Genomic DNA, 14,138 nt, shown 5'->3' with positions numbered 1-14,138 from the left:
GATAGCCGTGGCTGCCGAAGCCGCACATCACCGCCGTGGCGATGGCCGAGACGAACGAGTGGTGACGGAACGGCTCACGGGCGTGGACGTTGGACAGGTGCACTTCGATCACCGGCAATTCGCTGGCGACCAGTGCGTCGCGGATCGCTACCGAGGTGTGTGTCCAGGCGGCGGGGTTGATCACGATGCCGGCGCAGCGCTGGCGGGCGCCGTGAATCCAGTCGAGCAGTTCGCCTTCGTGGTTGGTCTGGCGAAACTCCACGGCCAGGCCGAACTCTTCGGCGGCGCGCCCGCACAGGGCAGAAATGTCGGCCAGGGTTTCGTGACCGTAGGTCGCCGGTTCACGGGTGCCGAGCAGGTTCAGGTTCGGGCCGTTGAGCACCAGAACGATAGGGGGCATGGGGGCAAACTCCACTTATTGTTTTTGGCTTGGGCCGAGGGTTTCGACCTGTGGAGTTAAATTGTACTAGATGGTTACTTTAATCAATTGCTCTGCATCGACAGCTTGGTTTTGTGTGCGGTGATCGCACACAGGTGAGAATCAGTGCGGCAATTGCTCCACCAGAAAATCGATGAAAGCCCTGACGCGCAGGGGCATGTGGCGATTCTGCGGGTACAGCAGCGTGAACGGTCGCGAGCGTCCGCTGTAGGGTTTGAGCACTTCTATCAGCGAGCCGTCGGCCAGTTCTTTTTCCACAATGAAGCGATAAGTCTGGAACAACCCGGCACCGTGCCTGGCCAGGGTCACGCCACCGAGCACATCGTCCGAGCAGCAGAAATTGCCCTCGGCGAGGATTTCCCGTGGCGCGTCTTCGTCGTAAAACAGCCAGGTGATCCGCCGCCCACTGCTGGGCAGTTCGTACTGAATGCATTCGTGTTGTTCGAGATCTTCCAGGGACTGCGGCGTGCCCGCGCGTTTCAGGTAGTCGGGGCTGGCAACCATCACCAGCGCCGCATCTTCCAGATGCCGGGCGATCAGGCCGGAATCGGGAATCGCCCGCACGCGGATCGCCATGTCGTAGCCCTCGCCGACGAAGTCGATGTTGCGGTTGCTGATGTGCATGTCGACCTTCACCTGCGGGAAGCGCGCGCGAAAGGCCGGCAGTAGCGGCAGGATCCGATGATGGGCGTAAGTCGTAGGAATACTGATACGCAGGGTGCCGGACGGTTCCTGCTGCTGGCCCATGACCTCCCGTTGTGCCTCGACCAGTTGCGCCAGCGCCTGGCTGCATTCTTCGTAGTAGCGACGGCCGCTGTCGGTCAGTTTCACGCTGCGAGTGGTGCGCGCGAACAGCCGCACGCCCAGGCGTTCCTCCATGCGTGATACCGAGCGGCTTACTGCTGCCGGCGTCACCGAAGCCGCCTGCGCCGCACCGGTGAAACTGCCGCACTCGGCGGCCAGGCAAAACAACTCGATGCTGCCCAGCTGAAGATCGTCGAAGTGTCGCTGCATGATTGATTACACCGGGGAATGAGTCTTCGTATGTAGCAAATGCGCAGCCGGTGCGAAAGAACTGCTTACCATTTTGCGCGGGGCTTTTTCGGCTCCCGCACTAGGCTCGAAAGGTAACGGCCACAGTAGGCGTTGGTGCCGGTGGTCGGATTTGCCAGGGAATGGCAAGTGTTGAAACGTTTAAACCTAACGGATGGGTTAACATGAAGGTATGCGGTTACAAAGGACTGTCAGTGGTAATCATGTTGCGTGACGAACATTGTCCGCCCCACGCACATGTGGATGCAGGGGCCTGGAGCGCCCGCTTCAAATTCAGTTTCTGGCACAACGGCGTTGAACTGTGGGATGTCGTGCCGCTGTCGCATCGACCGCCGGTTGCCCTGCTTGAAGGGCTTCGCCAGTCATTGCGTGAAGCCGATCATCTGCGGCGGGCCCGCTGGATCTGGTGGACTCGATTGCGCACTGCCTGTCTCGACAATCAGTGGTGGGACGGGCAGTCGAATCAGGTGGCGGTGCTGCGGGAGGTTACCAGCACGAGTTTCAGGATCGGATCGGCGTATTACGAGCCGGAGGTCAACAAAACCCTGTTGGCCCTGATCGGCGCCCACGAAGGAGTGGAAATAGAATTATGAAAACAGTCAAAGCCGCGTTGCACGCGGATCGGCCCGTCACGGAAAAACGTCTGGACGAAGCCGTCGACCGTGGCGGCGTGCGCCGTCGCAGTAGCCTGCAAGCCGTGTCGGTGGCCTTTCAGAAACCGTGCCTGGTGATTCACTTCGAGGACGACAGCGGCGTATTGCTGCCAGTGAATCTCTACCGGGAATTCGATGATTTCGAACCGCAAGACTTCAGCGGATTGCACGTCGGCTTTGCCGGCACCGCGCTGTGCCACGACGGCAAGGATCTGCAGGTTTCCATCGCCGGCATGATCTCGGCCAGTCAACCATTGATGGCCATGGCCGCCTCGGTGATCGCTTCGCGCAATGGTCGCCAGAGCAGCACCGCGAAAGCTGAAGCTGCGCGGGCCAACGGCAGGAAGGGCGGGCGCCCGCGCAAGATTGATCCGGTGTTATGAACAGGCACAAAAAAGCCGTCGGTCAGGACGGCTTTCTTGTATCTGGCACCTGCGATCAACGTCGGGTCAACAGCACGCCGGATTCCATGTGGTGAGTCCACGGGAACTGGTCGAACAGCGCGCAACGGGTGATGCGATGCGTGTCGTGCAGTTGGGCGATGTTGGCCGCCAGCGTCTCCGGGTTGCAGGAGATGTACAGGATGTTGTCGAAGCGACGGGTCAGTTCGCAGGTGTCCGGGTCCATGCCCGCCCGTGGCGGGTCGACGAACACGCTGCCGAACTCGTAGCTTTTCAGGTCGATGCCGTGCAGGCGACGGAACGGACGAACTTCGTTCAGGGCTTCGGTCAGCTCTTCGGCGGACAGGCGCACCAGCGTGACGTTATCCACAGCGTTTTCGGCCAGGTTGCTCAGTGCGGCGTTGACCGAGGTCTTGCTGATTTCGGTGGCCAGCACTTTGCGCACGCGGGTTGCCAGCGGCAGGGTGAAGTTACCGTTGCCGCAGTACAGCTCCAGCAGATCGTCGCTGCGATCGCCCAGCGCTTCGTATGCCCAGTTGAGCATCTTCTGGTTCACGGTGCCGTTGGGTTGGGTGAACGCGCCTTCCGGTTGGCGATAGCTGAATGTGCGACCGCCAACTTCGAGTTTCTCGACCACGTAATCGAGGCCGAGCACTTCGCGCTTGCCCTTGGAACGGCCAATGATGCTGATGCCCAGATCCGCCGCCAGTTTGGTCGCCGCCGCGTGCCAGTGCTCGTCCAGCGGACGGTGATAGCACAGAGTGATCATCGCATCGCCGGCCAGGGTGGTCAGAAACTCCACCTGAAACAGCTTGTGGCTCAGCGCCGCGCTGGCCTGCCAGGCCGCTTTCAATTGCGGCATCAGCTGGTTGATGCGCAGGCTGGCGATCGGAAACTCTTCGATCAGGATCGGCGTGCGTTTGTCATCCTGCGAGAACATCGCGTAATGCCGCTCACCGCCCTCGCGCCACAGGCGGAATTCGGCGCGCAGACGGAAGTTCTGCAGCGGCGAGTCGAACACCGTCGGCTCCGGTGCATCGAACGGGGCCAGCAGGTCACGCAGGCGCGTGACCTTGTCTTCGAGTTGTGCGGCGTAGGCCTGGGAATCAAAAGTCATGCGTTGAACCAACCCAGCTTGATCACGAACAGAATCGACAGGATCACCAGCGCCGGGTTCAGCTCACGGGCGCGGCCGGACAGCAGTTTGATAGCAGTCCAGGCGATGAAGCCGAAGGCGATGCCGTTGGCGATGGAATAGGTGAAAGGCATCGCCAGGGCGGTGACAACGACCGGCGCGGCGACGGTGATGTCTTCCCAGTCTATTTCCGCCAGACCGGAAGTCATCAGCACGGCGACGAACAGCAGCGCCGGCGCGGTGGCGAAGGCCGGCACGCTGGCGGCCAGTGGCGAGAAGAACAGCGCCAGCAGGAACAGGATTGCGACAACGATGGCGGTCAGGCCGGTGCGGCCGCCGGCACTCACGCCCGCAGCGGACTCGATGTAGCTGGTGGTGGTCGAGGTGCCCAGCAGCGAGCCGGCCATTGCCGCGGTACTGTCGGCGATCAGCGCACGGCCCATTTTCGGCATGTGGCCGTCCTTGCCCATCAGGCCGGCGCGCTTGGCGACGCCGATCAGGGTGCCGGAGTTGTCGAACAGGTCGACGAACAGGAAGGCGAAGATCACGCTGACCAGACCGATGTCCAGTGCGCCCTTGATGTCCAGTTGCAGGAAGGTCGGGGCCAGCGAAGGTGGCATCGACGTCACGCCGCCGAACGGGGTGAAGCCCATCACGATCGAGACGATGGTCACCGCCAGAATGCCGATCAGCACCGCACCGCGCACTTTCAGGGCTTCAAGGGCAACGATCAGGGCGAAACCGAGGGTGGCGAGGATCGGCGCCGGTTGTTTCAGGTCGCCGAGGCCGACCATGGTCGCCTGGTTGCTGACCACGATGCCAGCGTTGTGCAGGGCGATCAGCGCCAGGAACAGGCCGATACCGGCAGCAATCGCCGAGCGCAGCGGCAGCGGGATGCTGTTGATGATCCACTCACGGATGCGGAAGATCGACAGCAGGAAGAAGCACACGGCCGAAATGAACACCGCGCCCAGCGCCACTTGCCAGGTGTGGCCCATGTGCAGCACGACGGTGTAGGTAAAGAAGGCGTTCAGGCCCATGCCCGGTGCGAGGGCGATCGGGTAGTTGGCGATCAGGCCCATGACCGTGGAGCCGATGGCGGCTGCCAGACACGTGGCGACGAACACCGCGCCTTTGTCCATGCCGGTCTCGCCGAGGATGCTCGGGTTGACGAACAGAATGTAGGCCATGGCCAGGAAGGTCGTGACGCCCGCGAGAATCTCGGTCCGCACGTTGGTGTTATGTGCCTTGAGTTGAAACAGCCTTTCCAGCATGTCTGCTCCCCGTGGCGCGCGTGGCGCCGTGAATGTATCGACCTCAACAGCAAAGCACAGACCGTCGCAAGCGCCTGGAAAATTGTGGTGGGCCGGAAAAAGCCGCGCATCATACCAGCAGCGTGAGGAAGATGGCGGATGTTGGTGTCGATCGTCGGCGAAGTTTTGCACCACGGCCAAGTACGCCATACTGCGCGCTGTTTTTTCGGGGATGGATCGCATGAACAAGGGTTGGATGAAGACCGCTGGACTGATGGCCTTGCTGCTGGCCGGTGTACCGGCGGCACACGCAGCGTCGGCACCGCCATTGAGCGAGGTGAAAGTCATCAAGGTTCAGTCGTCGTCCTGCGGGCTCGAAGACATTACCGATGGCCAGGTGCAGACCCGTTGCGATCACAGCGCGCCGGGCATCAAGGTGTACGTGCTGGAAATCGGTTATGGCCAGAGTCAGCCTCAGGCGGCGCTGGACGGTTTTGAAGTGAACGGCACCCGGAGTCCGGTCTGTGCCTTCGATAACGGCAACCTGACCGAATGCACGCCGGGCGCGAAGACCGTCGGTTCGCTGTACACCTTCGATCTGACGACTCGTCAGGAAGGCACCTTTACCTTCAGCAACACCTCGATCAACGCCCCGCGCAACACGATGTCGACCCAGCTTTACATCAAGTAACGGCTGTCGCCGAACAGGGCAGGGCAAAGCTGACTACGCTTTAAAGATCACCCAGCGGATGGCGCCCATGACCTTTAGAGCCCTGATTACCCTCGCCGAGGGCATCGATGATCTGCAATGCGTGACCCTGATCGACGTGCTGCGCCGCGCCGGCATCGAAGTGGTGGCGGCCAGCATCGAAGGCCGGCGCATGCTGACCTGCGCCCGAGGCACGCGCCTGACTGCCGACGGCATGCTCATTGATGTGCTGGCCCAGACTTTCGACCTGATCGTCCTGCCGGGCGGAGCGGTCGGCGCACAACACCTGGCCGCGCACCAGCCTCTGCAACAACTGCTCAAGGACCAGGCCAGTGCCGGACGACTTTTCGCCGCCATCGCCGAAGCCCCGGCGGTCGCCCTGCAAAGCTTCGGTGTATTACGTCAACGCCGGATGACCTGCCTGCCCGACACCAGCCATAACCTCTCCGGTTGCACGTTTGTTGATCAACCAGTGGTGGTCGACGGCAATTGCATCACCGCCCAAGGCTCCAGCGCCGCGCTGGCATTTGCGTTGACGCTAGTTGAGCAACTGGCGGGCAAAGCCGTCAGAGCGAAGGTAGCGGGGGAGTTGCTGGCCTGAGAAGTTCAGGCGTGAGCGGCGATTGGTTGAATGGCTGGCTGCTCACGGTGCTCGGCTTGCCAAAGGTCGTAATCGGTCTGAACGCCTAGCCACATACGAGCCTTGCCAATCCCCGCGCGTTCCAGTCGTACGGCCAGATCCGGGCTGATCGGCGCATGTCCGTGCAAGACGCGAGATAGATGAGGACGAGCGAATCCCAGATGCCGAGCCAATTCGGTCACGCTGATGCCAAGTTCCGGCAATACATCCATCAACAGTGTTTCACCGGGGTGCGGCGGGTTGTGCATGGGCATAGGATTTGATCATGCGGCGAGTGTAAGGCGATACATTACACTCAATGCGGTATCTATGTACCGCATCTTTTCGAGCTGATTGTGTTTGGCGGGTTAGCTGCGTAGGTGGCAGCAGTGTAGCTAGGCCTTCACCTCTTCCACCGGCACATGCATCCGGTCGCGGTTGGCCAGGGTCGGGAACAGTTTGATCCAGGTTCCGGTCACCACCAGCGTGCCGATGCCGCCCATCACCACTGCCGGCACGGTGCCGAACCAGTGCGCGGTGAGGCCGGATTCGAATTCGCCCAACTGGTTCGAGGCACCGATGAACAGGCCGTTCACCGCGCTGACCCGGCCGCGCATTTCGTCGGGGGTTTCCAGTTGCACGAAGGAGGCGCGGATCACCATGCTGATCATGTCCGCCGCGCCGAGCACCACCAGCACCGCCAGCGAGAACCAGAACGAGGTCGACAGACCAAAGGCGATGGTGGCGACACCGAACACGCCGACGGCAGTGAACATCACCCGACCGACGTTTCGCTCAACGGCAAACCGCGCGAGGAACAGCGACATCATCAACGCCCCGACCGCAGGCGCCGAGCGCAGCAGTCCCAGCCCCCACGGCCCGGTCAGCAGAATGTCCTTGGCAAACACCGGCAACAGCGCCGTAGCGCCGCCGAGCAGCACGGCGAACAGATCCAGCGAAATCGCCCCGAGAATGTCTGGACGGCTGCGAATGAAACGAATCCCCGCCAGCAACGAATCCAGCGTCGCTTTGCCTTTGTTCAGCGGAGTTTGCCGTGCAGGCAGGTTGAGCATCAGGGTGCAGGCGATGACATACAGAATGACCGTCGGGCCATAGACCCAGACGCTGCCGAAGGCATAGAGCAGACCGCCGAGCGCCGGGGCGACGATGGTGGCCGATTGCTGTGCAGATTGCGCGGCGGCGACCGCCCGTGGGAACAATGCGCTGGGCACGATGCTCGGCAGCAGCGCCTGAGTGGTCGGCATTTCGAACGAGCGCGCGGCGCCCAGCAAGAACGCCAGAATAAAGATCATTTCCCGGGTGACATGGTCGGTGGCGCTGCCGATGGCCAGTGCCAGAGCGATCAAGGCCTGCAACGACTGGCAGATCGCCGCGACCTTGCGCCGGTCGTAGCGATCGGCAACGTGGCCGGTGTGCAGCATGAACAATACGCGTGGAGCGAATTCCACCAGCCCGACCAGACCCAGGTCGAGCACGTTGCCGGTCAGTTGATAGAGATTCCAGCCGATCGCCACGGTGAGCATCTGAAAACCGCTGGCGGTGAAGATCCGGGCAAACCAGAACGCAAGAAAGGGACGGTGATGACGTAACAGCAAGGGCTCTTGGCTGGGCATTTGCGGGCCGGTCTTGATCGAGGGGAACCGCGAGATTATCACCAGTCTGTAACAGGAAGTTGCTATGACAAAAAATTTAGTTAGCCAGACATCGATTTTTCCGCGCCCGGACACCGAACCCGGCCACCGATGTATTTCAGGGCGTTGCCAGGACTCTGAGGCAACTTGTCACGCGGCAAAAGACCACGCGGTTCCCCGTCGGAAATGGGACTACTCTTTCAACGTTGATTGATCCAGATCAAGACCCTTCGCGGAACTGATCCGGGACCCGTCGGCAGACTCCCTGCGTCGCGATGCCTGTAAAAAGAAGAACGAATCCGAGTTCGCCGCACTCCATACCCGTGGGGGCAGTGGTCCAAGGCCGCCAGTCTTGGAACCGTTATCTGATAGAGGAAAGCTTATGTTCGGTTTAGAGGCCCTGGATCTCGCCCGAATTCAGTTCGCGTTCACCATCTCGTTCCACATCCTGTTCCCGGCGATCACCATCGGTCTTGCGAGTTATCTCGCGGTGCTGGAAGGCCTGTGGCTGAAAACCGGCAACGACACTTACCGTGACCTCTACCATTTCTGGTCGAAGATCTTTGCCGTCAACTTCGGCATGGGCGTGGTCTCGGGCCTGGTCATGGCCTACCAGTTCGGCACCAACTGGAGTCGCTTCTCGGACTTCGCCGGTTCTGTCACCGGCCCGTTGCTGACGTATGAAGTGCTTACGGCGTTCTTCCTCGAAGCCGGTTTCCTTGGCGTGATGCTGTTCGGCTGGAACAAGGTCGGGCGCAAGCTGCACTTTTTCTCCACGGTAATGGTGGCCATCGGCACACTGATTTCGACCTTCTGGATTCTCGCCTCCAACAGCTGGATGCAGACGCCGCAGGGCTTCGAGATCGTCAACGGTCAGGTCATTCCGACCGACTGGCTGGCAATCATCTTCAACCCGTCGTTCCCGTATCGACTGATGCACATGGCGACTGCCGCGTTCGTCGCGACAGCATTCTTCGTCGGCTCGTCGGCGGCCTGGCACTTGCTGCGCGGCAAGGACAACCCGGCGATCCGCACCATGCTGTCGATGGCGATGTGGATGGCGCTGATCGTTGCGCCGATTCAGGCGGTCATCGGTGACTTCCACGGCCTCAACACCCTCAAGCATCAGCCGGCAAAAATCGCCGCGATCGAAGGCCACTGGGAAAACCATGGCAATGAGGCGACGCCGCTGATCCTGTTCGGCTGGCCGGACATGAAGGAAGAGAGAACCAAATATGCGGTCGAGATCCCGTACCTCGGCAGCCTGATCCTGACCCACTCGCTGGACAAGCAAGTCCCGGCGCTCAAGGAGTTTCCACCGGAAGACCGGCCGAATTCGACCATCGTGTTCTGGTCGTTCCGGATCATGGTCGGCCTCGGCTTCCTGATGATCTTCACCGGCCTCTGGAGCCTGTGGCTGCGCAAGCGCGACACGCTCTACACCTCGCGGCCGTTCCTGTACCTGGCGCTGTGGATGGGGCCGTCCGGTCTGATCGCGATCCTGGCGGGCTGGTTCACCACTGAAATCGGTCGTCAGCCGTGGGTGGTCTACGGGCTGATGCGCACGGCGGATGCGTCGTCCAACCACAGTTTCATGCAGATGAGCATCACGCTGATCATGTTCGTGGTGGTGTATTTCGCGCTGTTCGGTGCGGGTCTGGGCTACATGATGCGTCTGGTGCGCAAAGGGCCGAAGACCGACGAAGGCAAGGAAACCAACGACGGTGGTCCTGGCCAGAAACGCACGCCGGCCCGTCCGTTGTCCGCTGCCGACGACGATGGCGCCGAACACGACCGCAGCCTGACCAAGGAGATTTGAGTCATGGGTATTGATCTTCCGCTGATCTGGGCCGTGATCATCATCTTCGGGATCATGATGTACGTGGTCATGGACGGTTTCGACCTGGGGATCGGGATTCTCTTCCCGTTCATCCCGGGCAAAGTCGACCGTGACGTGATGATGAACACCGTCGCCCCGGTGTGGGACGGCAATGAAACCTGGCTGGTACTGGGCGGCGCTGCTTTGTTCGGTGCGTTCCCGCTGGCCTATTCGGTGGTGTTGTCGGCGCTGTACCTGCCGCTGATCTTCATGCTGATCGGGCTGATTTTCCGCGGGGTGGCGTTCGAGTTCCGCTTCAAGGCCAAGGACGACAAGCGTCACCTGTGGGACAAGGCCTTCATCGGTGGTTCGGTGGCGGCGACGTTCTTCCAAGGTGTGGCGCTTGGTGCGTTCATCGACGGCTTGCCCGTGGTCAACCGGCAATATGCTGGCGGTTCACTGGACTGGCTGACGCCGTTCACGCTGTTCTGCGGTGCCGCGCTGGTGGTGGCGTATGCCTTGCTCGGTTGCACGTGGCTGATCATGAAGACCGAAGGCAAGCTTCAGGAGCAGATGCACAATCTGGCGCGCCCCCTGGCCTTCGTGCTGTTGGCGGTGATCGGCATCGTCAGCCTGTGGACGCCTCTGGCCCATCCGGAAATTGCGACGCGCTGGTTCAGCATGCCGAATCTGTTCTGGTTCATGCCGGTGCCGATTCTGGTGCTGGTGACGATGTACGGTCTGATTCGCGCAGTGGCGCGTAATGCCAACTACATGCCGTTCCTGTTGACCCTGGTGCTGATTTTTCTCGGCTACAGCGGTCTGGGCATCAGCCTGTGGCCGAACATCGTACCGCCGTCGATCTCGATCTGGGACGCCGCCGCACCGCCGCAAAGCCAGGGCTTCATGCTGGTCGGCACGCTGTTCATCATCCCGTTCATCCTGGGTTACACCTTCTGGAGCTACTACGTGTTCCGCGGCAAGGTCACCCACGAAGACGGTTATCACTAATGGTGATCACGATGGCGCCGACCGCGGCGCCATCTCCCTCAACCGGAGGATGCAAGCATGACCGGCAAACATTCCCTGCACGACATTGAAGAAGCCGAAAAAAAGCCGCTGTGGCAGCGGCTCGGCTGGTTGGCCATGATCTGGGTCGGCAGCGTCGGTGCACTGTTCATCGTCGCCAGCCTGATGCGCATGTTCATGAATGCAGCAGGCCTGACCACGCACTGAGACTTCCCATCCCGCTGCCTTGCGGCACGGATTTTTGACCCTCCGACCGGAGGGTTTTTTTTGCCCGGATTATTTGCGCGCCTTGAGGATGACGAACTTCGGCGTAGCCGCGACCTGCTCGACACCCCGGAACAGCCGCGCCAGTTTGCTGTGATAACCCAAGTGACGGTTGCCGACGATGTACAGTGCACCGCCAACGACCAGCGCTTCGCGGGCCTGCTGAAACATGCGCCAGGCGAGGAAGTCGCCGACCACCTGTTGCTGGTGGAATGGCGGGTTGCACAGCACCACGTCCAGCGATTGCGCTTCCTGCCCGGCCAGACCGTCGCCGGCGCGCACGATCACTTCACGCTCACCCAGCGCCGCGCGCCAGTTTTCGGCTGCTGATTGCACGGCCATGAACGATTCATCCACCAGCGTGTAATGCGCGTCGGGGTTTTGCAGGGCGCTGGCGATGGCCAGTACGCCGTTGCCGCAGCCAAGATCGGCGACCCGCGCAGAGCCGAGGTTTTTCGGCAGGTGCGGAAGGAAGGCGCGGGTGCCGATGTCCAGGCCTTCACGGCAGAACACGTTGGCGTGGTTGAGCAGTTCGATGGCCGGCTCGTCGAGGCGATAACGGGTCGGGTAGGGCGAGACGGCGGGTGCCTTGGCCTCGGGCGTGGCGATCAGCAGTCGGGCCTTTTTCACGGCCAGCGAAGCCTGAACCGGGCCGATATAGCGTTCCAGCAGGTCACCGGCGGCACGGGGCAAATGCTTGACCATCGCCGCTGCTACCACCTGAGCGCCGGGTGCCAATTGACCCTGCAAGCGAATCAGTTGCTCTTCCAGCAGCGCCAGGGTTTTCGGGACGCGGATCAGCACCCGGTCGAACGGCCCGACCAACGGCTCGCTGGCAGGAATGCCGCGCAGCGCATCGAATGCCTGACCGTTACGCAGCAGGTTCTTTTCCAGGCCCTGAAACGCCAGGAACGAATCACCGCTGGTGCTGACCTGCACCTTGCCCGAGAGGCTGATGGCCAGTGCGCCGAAACTGTCGTTGAGCACCAATACTCGGGTATCCGTCGGTAGGTTCTGTTCGGCCAGATGATTGAGCAGGTATTCGTCGGCTGCATCGAAGGCTTGCAGCGGTTCGTTCTGCTGTTCGGGCTGGCGGATCAGATCAAGCTGGGCGAAGGGCGTATCGAGCAAAGGCATGGGACGGGGACTCTGGGTAATCGACGGGTGTCCCGCGGCCCAGGGTGTCGTGCGGCGGAACCGACCGAGTGGACAACGGCGTGAACGCTCACGACATCACTCAGGAAGGCTGCAAATGGTACGTTTTTTTTGTTGGCAATACTCGTCTGATTTCAGTGCAGGGAAGAGGGCGGCCTAGAGATATCCGGCCTTGGAGGCGGCGATGACGGCTGACATCTTGTTGCAGGCGTTGAATTTGGTGATCAGATTTTTGATGTGATAGTTCACGGTCCGTTCCGCGACATTCAGGATCTGACCGATTTCCCAGGCTGTCTTGCCCAAGGCGCACAGCTTCACGATTTCGAGTTCCCGTATAGACAATCGTACGGGCGGTGGTTTGGCCAGCATTGGCGGGAACGCAATGAGGAACAACGCGCACAAGTGTTGCAACACGTATTGCAACACACCGTATTGATCGTACAGTTCCAATGCGAAAACTTCGCAGTAGGGCCGCGCCAGGCTGATTGTGCAGCACAAGTCATTTTTTTCGTCGTGAAACGGCTGCGACCAGCCGTGTTCCATCCTGTGATTTTGAAGCGCACTCCACATGAGCGGTGTCTTCGAGAAGGCTTTCCTGCTCCAGAGAAATGGCAGCATGGACTTGTGGCAGTATTCGGTTATCGGGTCATTTGCGCTGAAATTGTTCTGATATTCCTCATTCCAAGCCGGTGTGAAGTTGTTGATGAAAAAGGGTTTGAATGACGTAGTGCCAGGTCGCGAGACTTTAATGCCGCAATACTGGAATCCAATATTGTTGGCAAAATTTCTTAAAATCGGGAAAGCGTTATCGATTTCCTTCGCGCGAGTAATCTGTTCTATCTGGGACTCCTTCCACCTTTCCATTTTGGGATGTTCTCCATAAACAAGTTCGCGGGGGTGTCTATTGGATCCAAAGGGACGGACACGCAGACGAGTGTAGGACGCTTCTTACGAGTCGCTTGGATTTTTTTGTTCTTGGAGAGTGAATCTGTTTGGAATATCTACACCAGTCGTTTATATGGGGTTGTTCATATAAATGTTTGGCCTTCAAGTTAGTAGATTTTCTGTAATAGTGGCACTTTGAAATGCCATTACAAACTGTCGGTGTTCCAGTGCGTAATTATGAGTAACAATCGGTTCATTGTTGATGGAGTGAATCGATGACCGCCAGCAGCGAAAAATTCAGCCGCCAGACATTGCTCGATGTACAACCGCTGACCCCGAACCTGTTCACCCTGCGTACCACGCGCGATGCCGGTTTCCGCTTCCGCGCCGGGCAATTCGCGCGGATTGGCGTGACCCGTGAGGACGGCAGTACGGTGTGGCGCGCCTATTCGATGGTGTCTTCGCCGTTCGACGAGTTTCTGGAATTCTTTTCCATCGTGGTGCCAGGTGGTGAGTTCACCAGCGAACTGAGCCGGCTGAAGGCGGGGGATAGCTTGCTGATCGAGCGCCAGGCCTTTGGTTATCTGACGCTGGATCGCTTCATTGATGGCCGCGATCTCTGGCTGTTATCCACAGGCACGGGGGTGGCACCGTTTCTGTCGATCCTTCAGGACTTCGAAGTCTGGGAAAAGTTTGAACGAATCATTCTGGTCTACAGCGTGCGAGAGGCTCGAGAGCTGGCTTATCAAACACTGATTGCCGAGCTGACGCAGCGTGACTACCTGACCGAATATGCACACAAATTCCAGTTCATTCCGGTGGTCACCCGTGAACCGTATGCGGGCGCCCTCAACGGACGCATCACCACGCTGATCGAAAATGGCGAGCTGGAGAGGGTGGCAGGCGTCGAGCTGACCCCGGCGCATTCGCGGGTCATGCTCTGCGGTAATCCCCAGATGATCGATGACACCCGGGCCTTGCTCAAGCAACGCGGCATGGCCTTGAGTCTGACGCGGCGACCGGGACAGGTGGCGGTGGAAAACTACTGGTAAGAAAACGGCGCCCTCAGGCG

The 14,138-nt window shown here is 60.2% G+C and carries 16 protein-coding genes; 8 read left to right on the top strand and 8 right to left on the bottom strand.

Translation table 11 applies throughout. From position 1 onward, the window contains the following. A partial coding sequence (gene aroQ / locus PMI24_RS02380) for a type II 3-dehydroquinate dehydratase (protein ID WP_007951004.1) occupies window positions 1-400 on the bottom strand: 400 nt, incomplete at its 3' end. A 141-nt stretch (window positions 401-541) separates the two neighbouring features. Further along, window positions 542-1,453 (bottom strand): LysR family transcriptional regulator, encoded by a 912-nt coding sequence (locus PMI24_RS02375; RefSeq protein ID WP_007951003.1) that lies wholly within the window; start codon window positions 1,451-1,453, stop codon window positions 542-544. Between the two features lie 203 nt (window positions 1,454-1,656). Between PMI24_RS02375 and PMI24_RS02370 the strand changes: the two genes are divergently transcribed. Together PMI24_RS02370 and PMI24_RS02365 are read left to right on the top strand one after the other, a co-directional pair. Beyond that, on the top strand, window positions 1,657-2,085 hold the full coding sequence (locus tag PMI24_RS02370) for a hypothetical protein (RefSeq protein ID WP_007951002.1): 429 nt from the start codon (window positions 1,657-1,659) through the stop codon (window positions 2,083-2,085). Beyond that, a complete protein-coding gene (locus tag PMI24_RS02365; protein WP_007951001.1) occupies window positions 2,082-2,528 on the top strand; it encodes a hypothetical protein in 447 nt (148 codons plus the stop codon). The genes PMI24_RS02370 and PMI24_RS02365 overlap by 4 nt, the downstream gene beginning before the upstream one ends. Before the next feature lie 55 nt (window positions 2,529-2,583). Here the strand turns inward: PMI24_RS02365 and trmA are convergent, their stop codons facing one another. Beyond that, complete coding sequence (gene trmA, locus PMI24_RS02360; RefSeq protein ID WP_007951000.1) at window positions 2,584-3,663, bottom strand: tRNA (uridine(54)-C5)-methyltransferase TrmA; 1,080 nt, start codon at window positions 3,661-3,663, stop codon at window positions 2,584-2,586. Next, window positions 3,660-4,955 (bottom strand): NCS2 family permease, encoded by a 1,296-nt coding sequence (locus tag PMI24_RS02355; RefSeq protein WP_007950999.1) that lies wholly within the window; start codon window positions 4,953-4,955, stop codon window positions 3,660-3,662. The genes trmA and PMI24_RS02355 overlap by 4 nt, the downstream gene beginning before the upstream one ends. Window positions 4,956-5,175: 220 nt before the next feature. Between PMI24_RS02355 and PMI24_RS02350 the strand changes: the two genes are divergently transcribed. Together PMI24_RS02350 and PMI24_RS02345 are read left to right on the top strand one after the other, a co-directional pair. Continuing rightward, window positions 5,176-5,625 (top strand): DUF4879 domain-containing protein, encoded by a 450-nt coding sequence (locus PMI24_RS02350; protein WP_007950998.1) that lies wholly within the window; start codon window positions 5,176-5,178, stop codon window positions 5,623-5,625. Between the two features lie 67 nt (window positions 5,626-5,692). Further along, window positions 5,693-6,244, top strand: coding sequence for a DJ-1 family glyoxalase III (locus tag PMI24_RS02345; RefSeq protein ID WP_007950997.1), 552 nt, complete (start codon window positions 5,693-5,695; stop codon window positions 6,242-6,244). Window positions 6,245-6,249: 5 nt separating this feature from the next. Here PMI24_RS02345 and PMI24_RS02340 read toward each other — a convergent pair whose 3' ends face one another. Together PMI24_RS02340 and PMI24_RS02335 are read right to left on the bottom strand one after the other, a co-directional pair. Further along, window positions 6,250-6,537 (bottom strand): HigA family addiction module antitoxin, encoded by a 288-nt coding sequence (locus PMI24_RS02340; protein WP_045121630.1) that lies wholly within the window; start codon window positions 6,535-6,537, stop codon window positions 6,250-6,252. 120 nt (window positions 6,538-6,657) lie between these two features. After that, complete coding sequence (locus PMI24_RS02335; RefSeq protein WP_045121629.1) at window positions 6,658-7,896, bottom strand: MFS transporter; 1,239 nt, start codon at window positions 7,894-7,896, stop codon at window positions 6,658-6,660. 400 nt (window positions 7,897-8,296) lie between these two features. Here PMI24_RS02335 and PMI24_RS02330 point away from each other — a divergent pair, with 400 nt between their 5' ends. The 3 genes from PMI24_RS02330 to PMI24_RS28660 are packed head-to-tail and all read left to right on the top strand — an operon-like array spanning window position 8,297 to window position 10,969. Next, a complete protein-coding gene (locus PMI24_RS02330; RefSeq protein WP_007950994.1) occupies window positions 8,297-9,733 on the top strand; it encodes a cytochrome ubiquinol oxidase subunit I in 1,437 nt (478 codons plus the stop codon). A gap of 3 nt (window positions 9,734-9,736) precedes the next feature. After that, a complete protein-coding gene (cydB, locus tag PMI24_RS02325; RefSeq protein ID WP_007950993.1) occupies window positions 9,737-10,744 on the top strand; it encodes a cytochrome d ubiquinol oxidase subunit II in 1,008 nt (335 codons plus the stop codon). Between the two features lie 57 nt (window positions 10,745-10,801). Continuing rightward, the gene (locus PMI24_RS28660; RefSeq protein WP_007950992.1) at window positions 10,802-10,969 is read left to right on the top strand and encodes a DUF2474 domain-containing protein; all 168 of its coding nucleotides are present in this window, start codon (window positions 10,802-10,804) and stop codon (window positions 10,967-10,969) included. Between the two features lie 69 nt (window positions 10,970-11,038). Here the strand turns inward: PMI24_RS28660 and PMI24_RS02320 are convergent, their stop codons facing one another. Together PMI24_RS02320 and PMI24_RS02315 are read right to left on the bottom strand one after the other, a co-directional pair. Next, window positions 11,039-12,163: a methyltransferase gene (locus tag PMI24_RS02320; RefSeq protein ID WP_007950991.1), complete on the bottom strand. Its 1,125-nt coding sequence runs from the start codon at window positions 12,161-12,163 to the stop codon at window positions 11,039-11,041. A 174-nt stretch (window positions 12,164-12,337) separates the two neighbouring features. Beyond that, a complete protein-coding gene (locus PMI24_RS02315) occupies window positions 12,338-13,045 on the bottom strand; it encodes an autoinducer binding domain-containing protein (RefSeq protein WP_007950989.1) in 708 nt (235 codons plus the stop codon). 296 nt (window positions 13,046-13,341) lie between these two features. Here PMI24_RS02315 and PMI24_RS02310 point away from each other — a divergent pair, with 296 nt between their 5' ends. Beyond that, on the top strand, window positions 13,342-14,118 hold the full coding sequence (locus tag PMI24_RS02310; RefSeq protein WP_007950988.1) for a ferredoxin--NADP reductase: 777 nt from the start codon (window positions 13,342-13,344) through the stop codon (window positions 14,116-14,118). Window positions 14,119-14,138 lie beyond the last annotated feature (20 nt).

This window comes from Pseudomonas sp. GM25 (assembly GCF_000282255.1).
GTDB classification, from domain to species: domain Bacteria; phylum Pseudomonadota; class Gammaproteobacteria; order Pseudomonadales; family Pseudomonadaceae; genus Aquipseudomonas; species Aquipseudomonas aphyarum.
Note: the sequence above shows the minus strand (reverse complement) of the source record. Positions and strands in the feature narration are given on the sequence as shown.

Excerpts from the sequence above, each read along its gene's own strand:
- PMI24_RS02370 (WP_007951002.1), top strand. The coding sequence starts at position 1,657 with ATGAAGGTATGCGGTTACAAAGGACTGTCAGTGGTAATCATGTTGCGT.
- cydB (WP_007950993.1), top strand. The coding sequence starts at position 9,737 with ATGGGTATTGATCTTCCGCTGATCTGGGCCGTGATCATCATCTTCGGG.
- PMI24_RS02375 (WP_007951003.1), bottom strand. The coding sequence starts at position 1,453 with ATGCAGCGACACTTCGACGATCTTCAGCTGGGCAGCATCGAGTTGTTT.
- PMI24_RS02335 (WP_045121629.1), bottom strand. The coding sequence starts at position 7,896 with ATGCCCAGCCAAGAGCCCTTGCTGTTACGTCATCACCGTCCCTTTCTT.
- PMI24_RS02345 (WP_007950997.1), top strand. The coding sequence starts at position 5,693 with ATGACCTTTAGAGCCCTGATTACCCTCGCCGAGGGCATCGATGATCTG.
- PMI24_RS02340 (WP_045121630.1), bottom strand. The coding sequence starts at position 6,537 with ATGCCCATGCACAACCCGCCGCACCCCGGTGAAACACTGTTGATGGAT.
- PMI24_RS02330 (WP_007950994.1), top strand. The coding sequence starts at position 8,297 with ATGTTCGGTTTAGAGGCCCTGGATCTCGCCCGAATTCAGTTCGCGTTC.
- PMI24_RS28660 (WP_007950992.1), top strand. The coding sequence starts at position 10,802 with ATGACCGGCAAACATTCCCTGCACGACATTGAAGAAGCCGAAAAAAAG.
- PMI24_RS02365 (WP_007951001.1), top strand. The coding sequence starts at position 2,082 with ATGAAAACAGTCAAAGCCGCGTTGCACGCGGATCGGCCCGTCACGGAA.
- PMI24_RS02320 (WP_007950991.1), bottom strand. The coding sequence starts at position 12,163 with ATGCCTTTGCTCGATACGCCCTTCGCCCAGCTTGATCTGATCCGCCAG.
- PMI24_RS02315 (WP_007950989.1), bottom strand. The coding sequence starts at position 13,045 with ATGGAAAGGTGGAAGGAGTCCCAGATAGAACAGATTACTCGCGCGAAG.
- PMI24_RS02310 (WP_007950988.1), top strand. The coding sequence starts at position 13,342 with ATGACCGCCAGCAGCGAAAAATTCAGCCGCCAGACATTGCTCGATGTA.
- trmA (WP_007951000.1), bottom strand. The coding sequence starts at position 3,663 with ATGACTTTTGATTCCCAGGCCTACGCCGCACAACTCGAAGACAAGGTC.
- PMI24_RS02355 (WP_007950999.1), bottom strand. The coding sequence starts at position 4,955 with ATGCTGGAAAGGCTGTTTCAACTCAAGGCACATAACACCAACGTGCGG.
- PMI24_RS02350 (WP_007950998.1), top strand. The coding sequence starts at position 5,176 with ATGAACAAGGGTTGGATGAAGACCGCTGGACTGATGGCCTTGCTGCTG.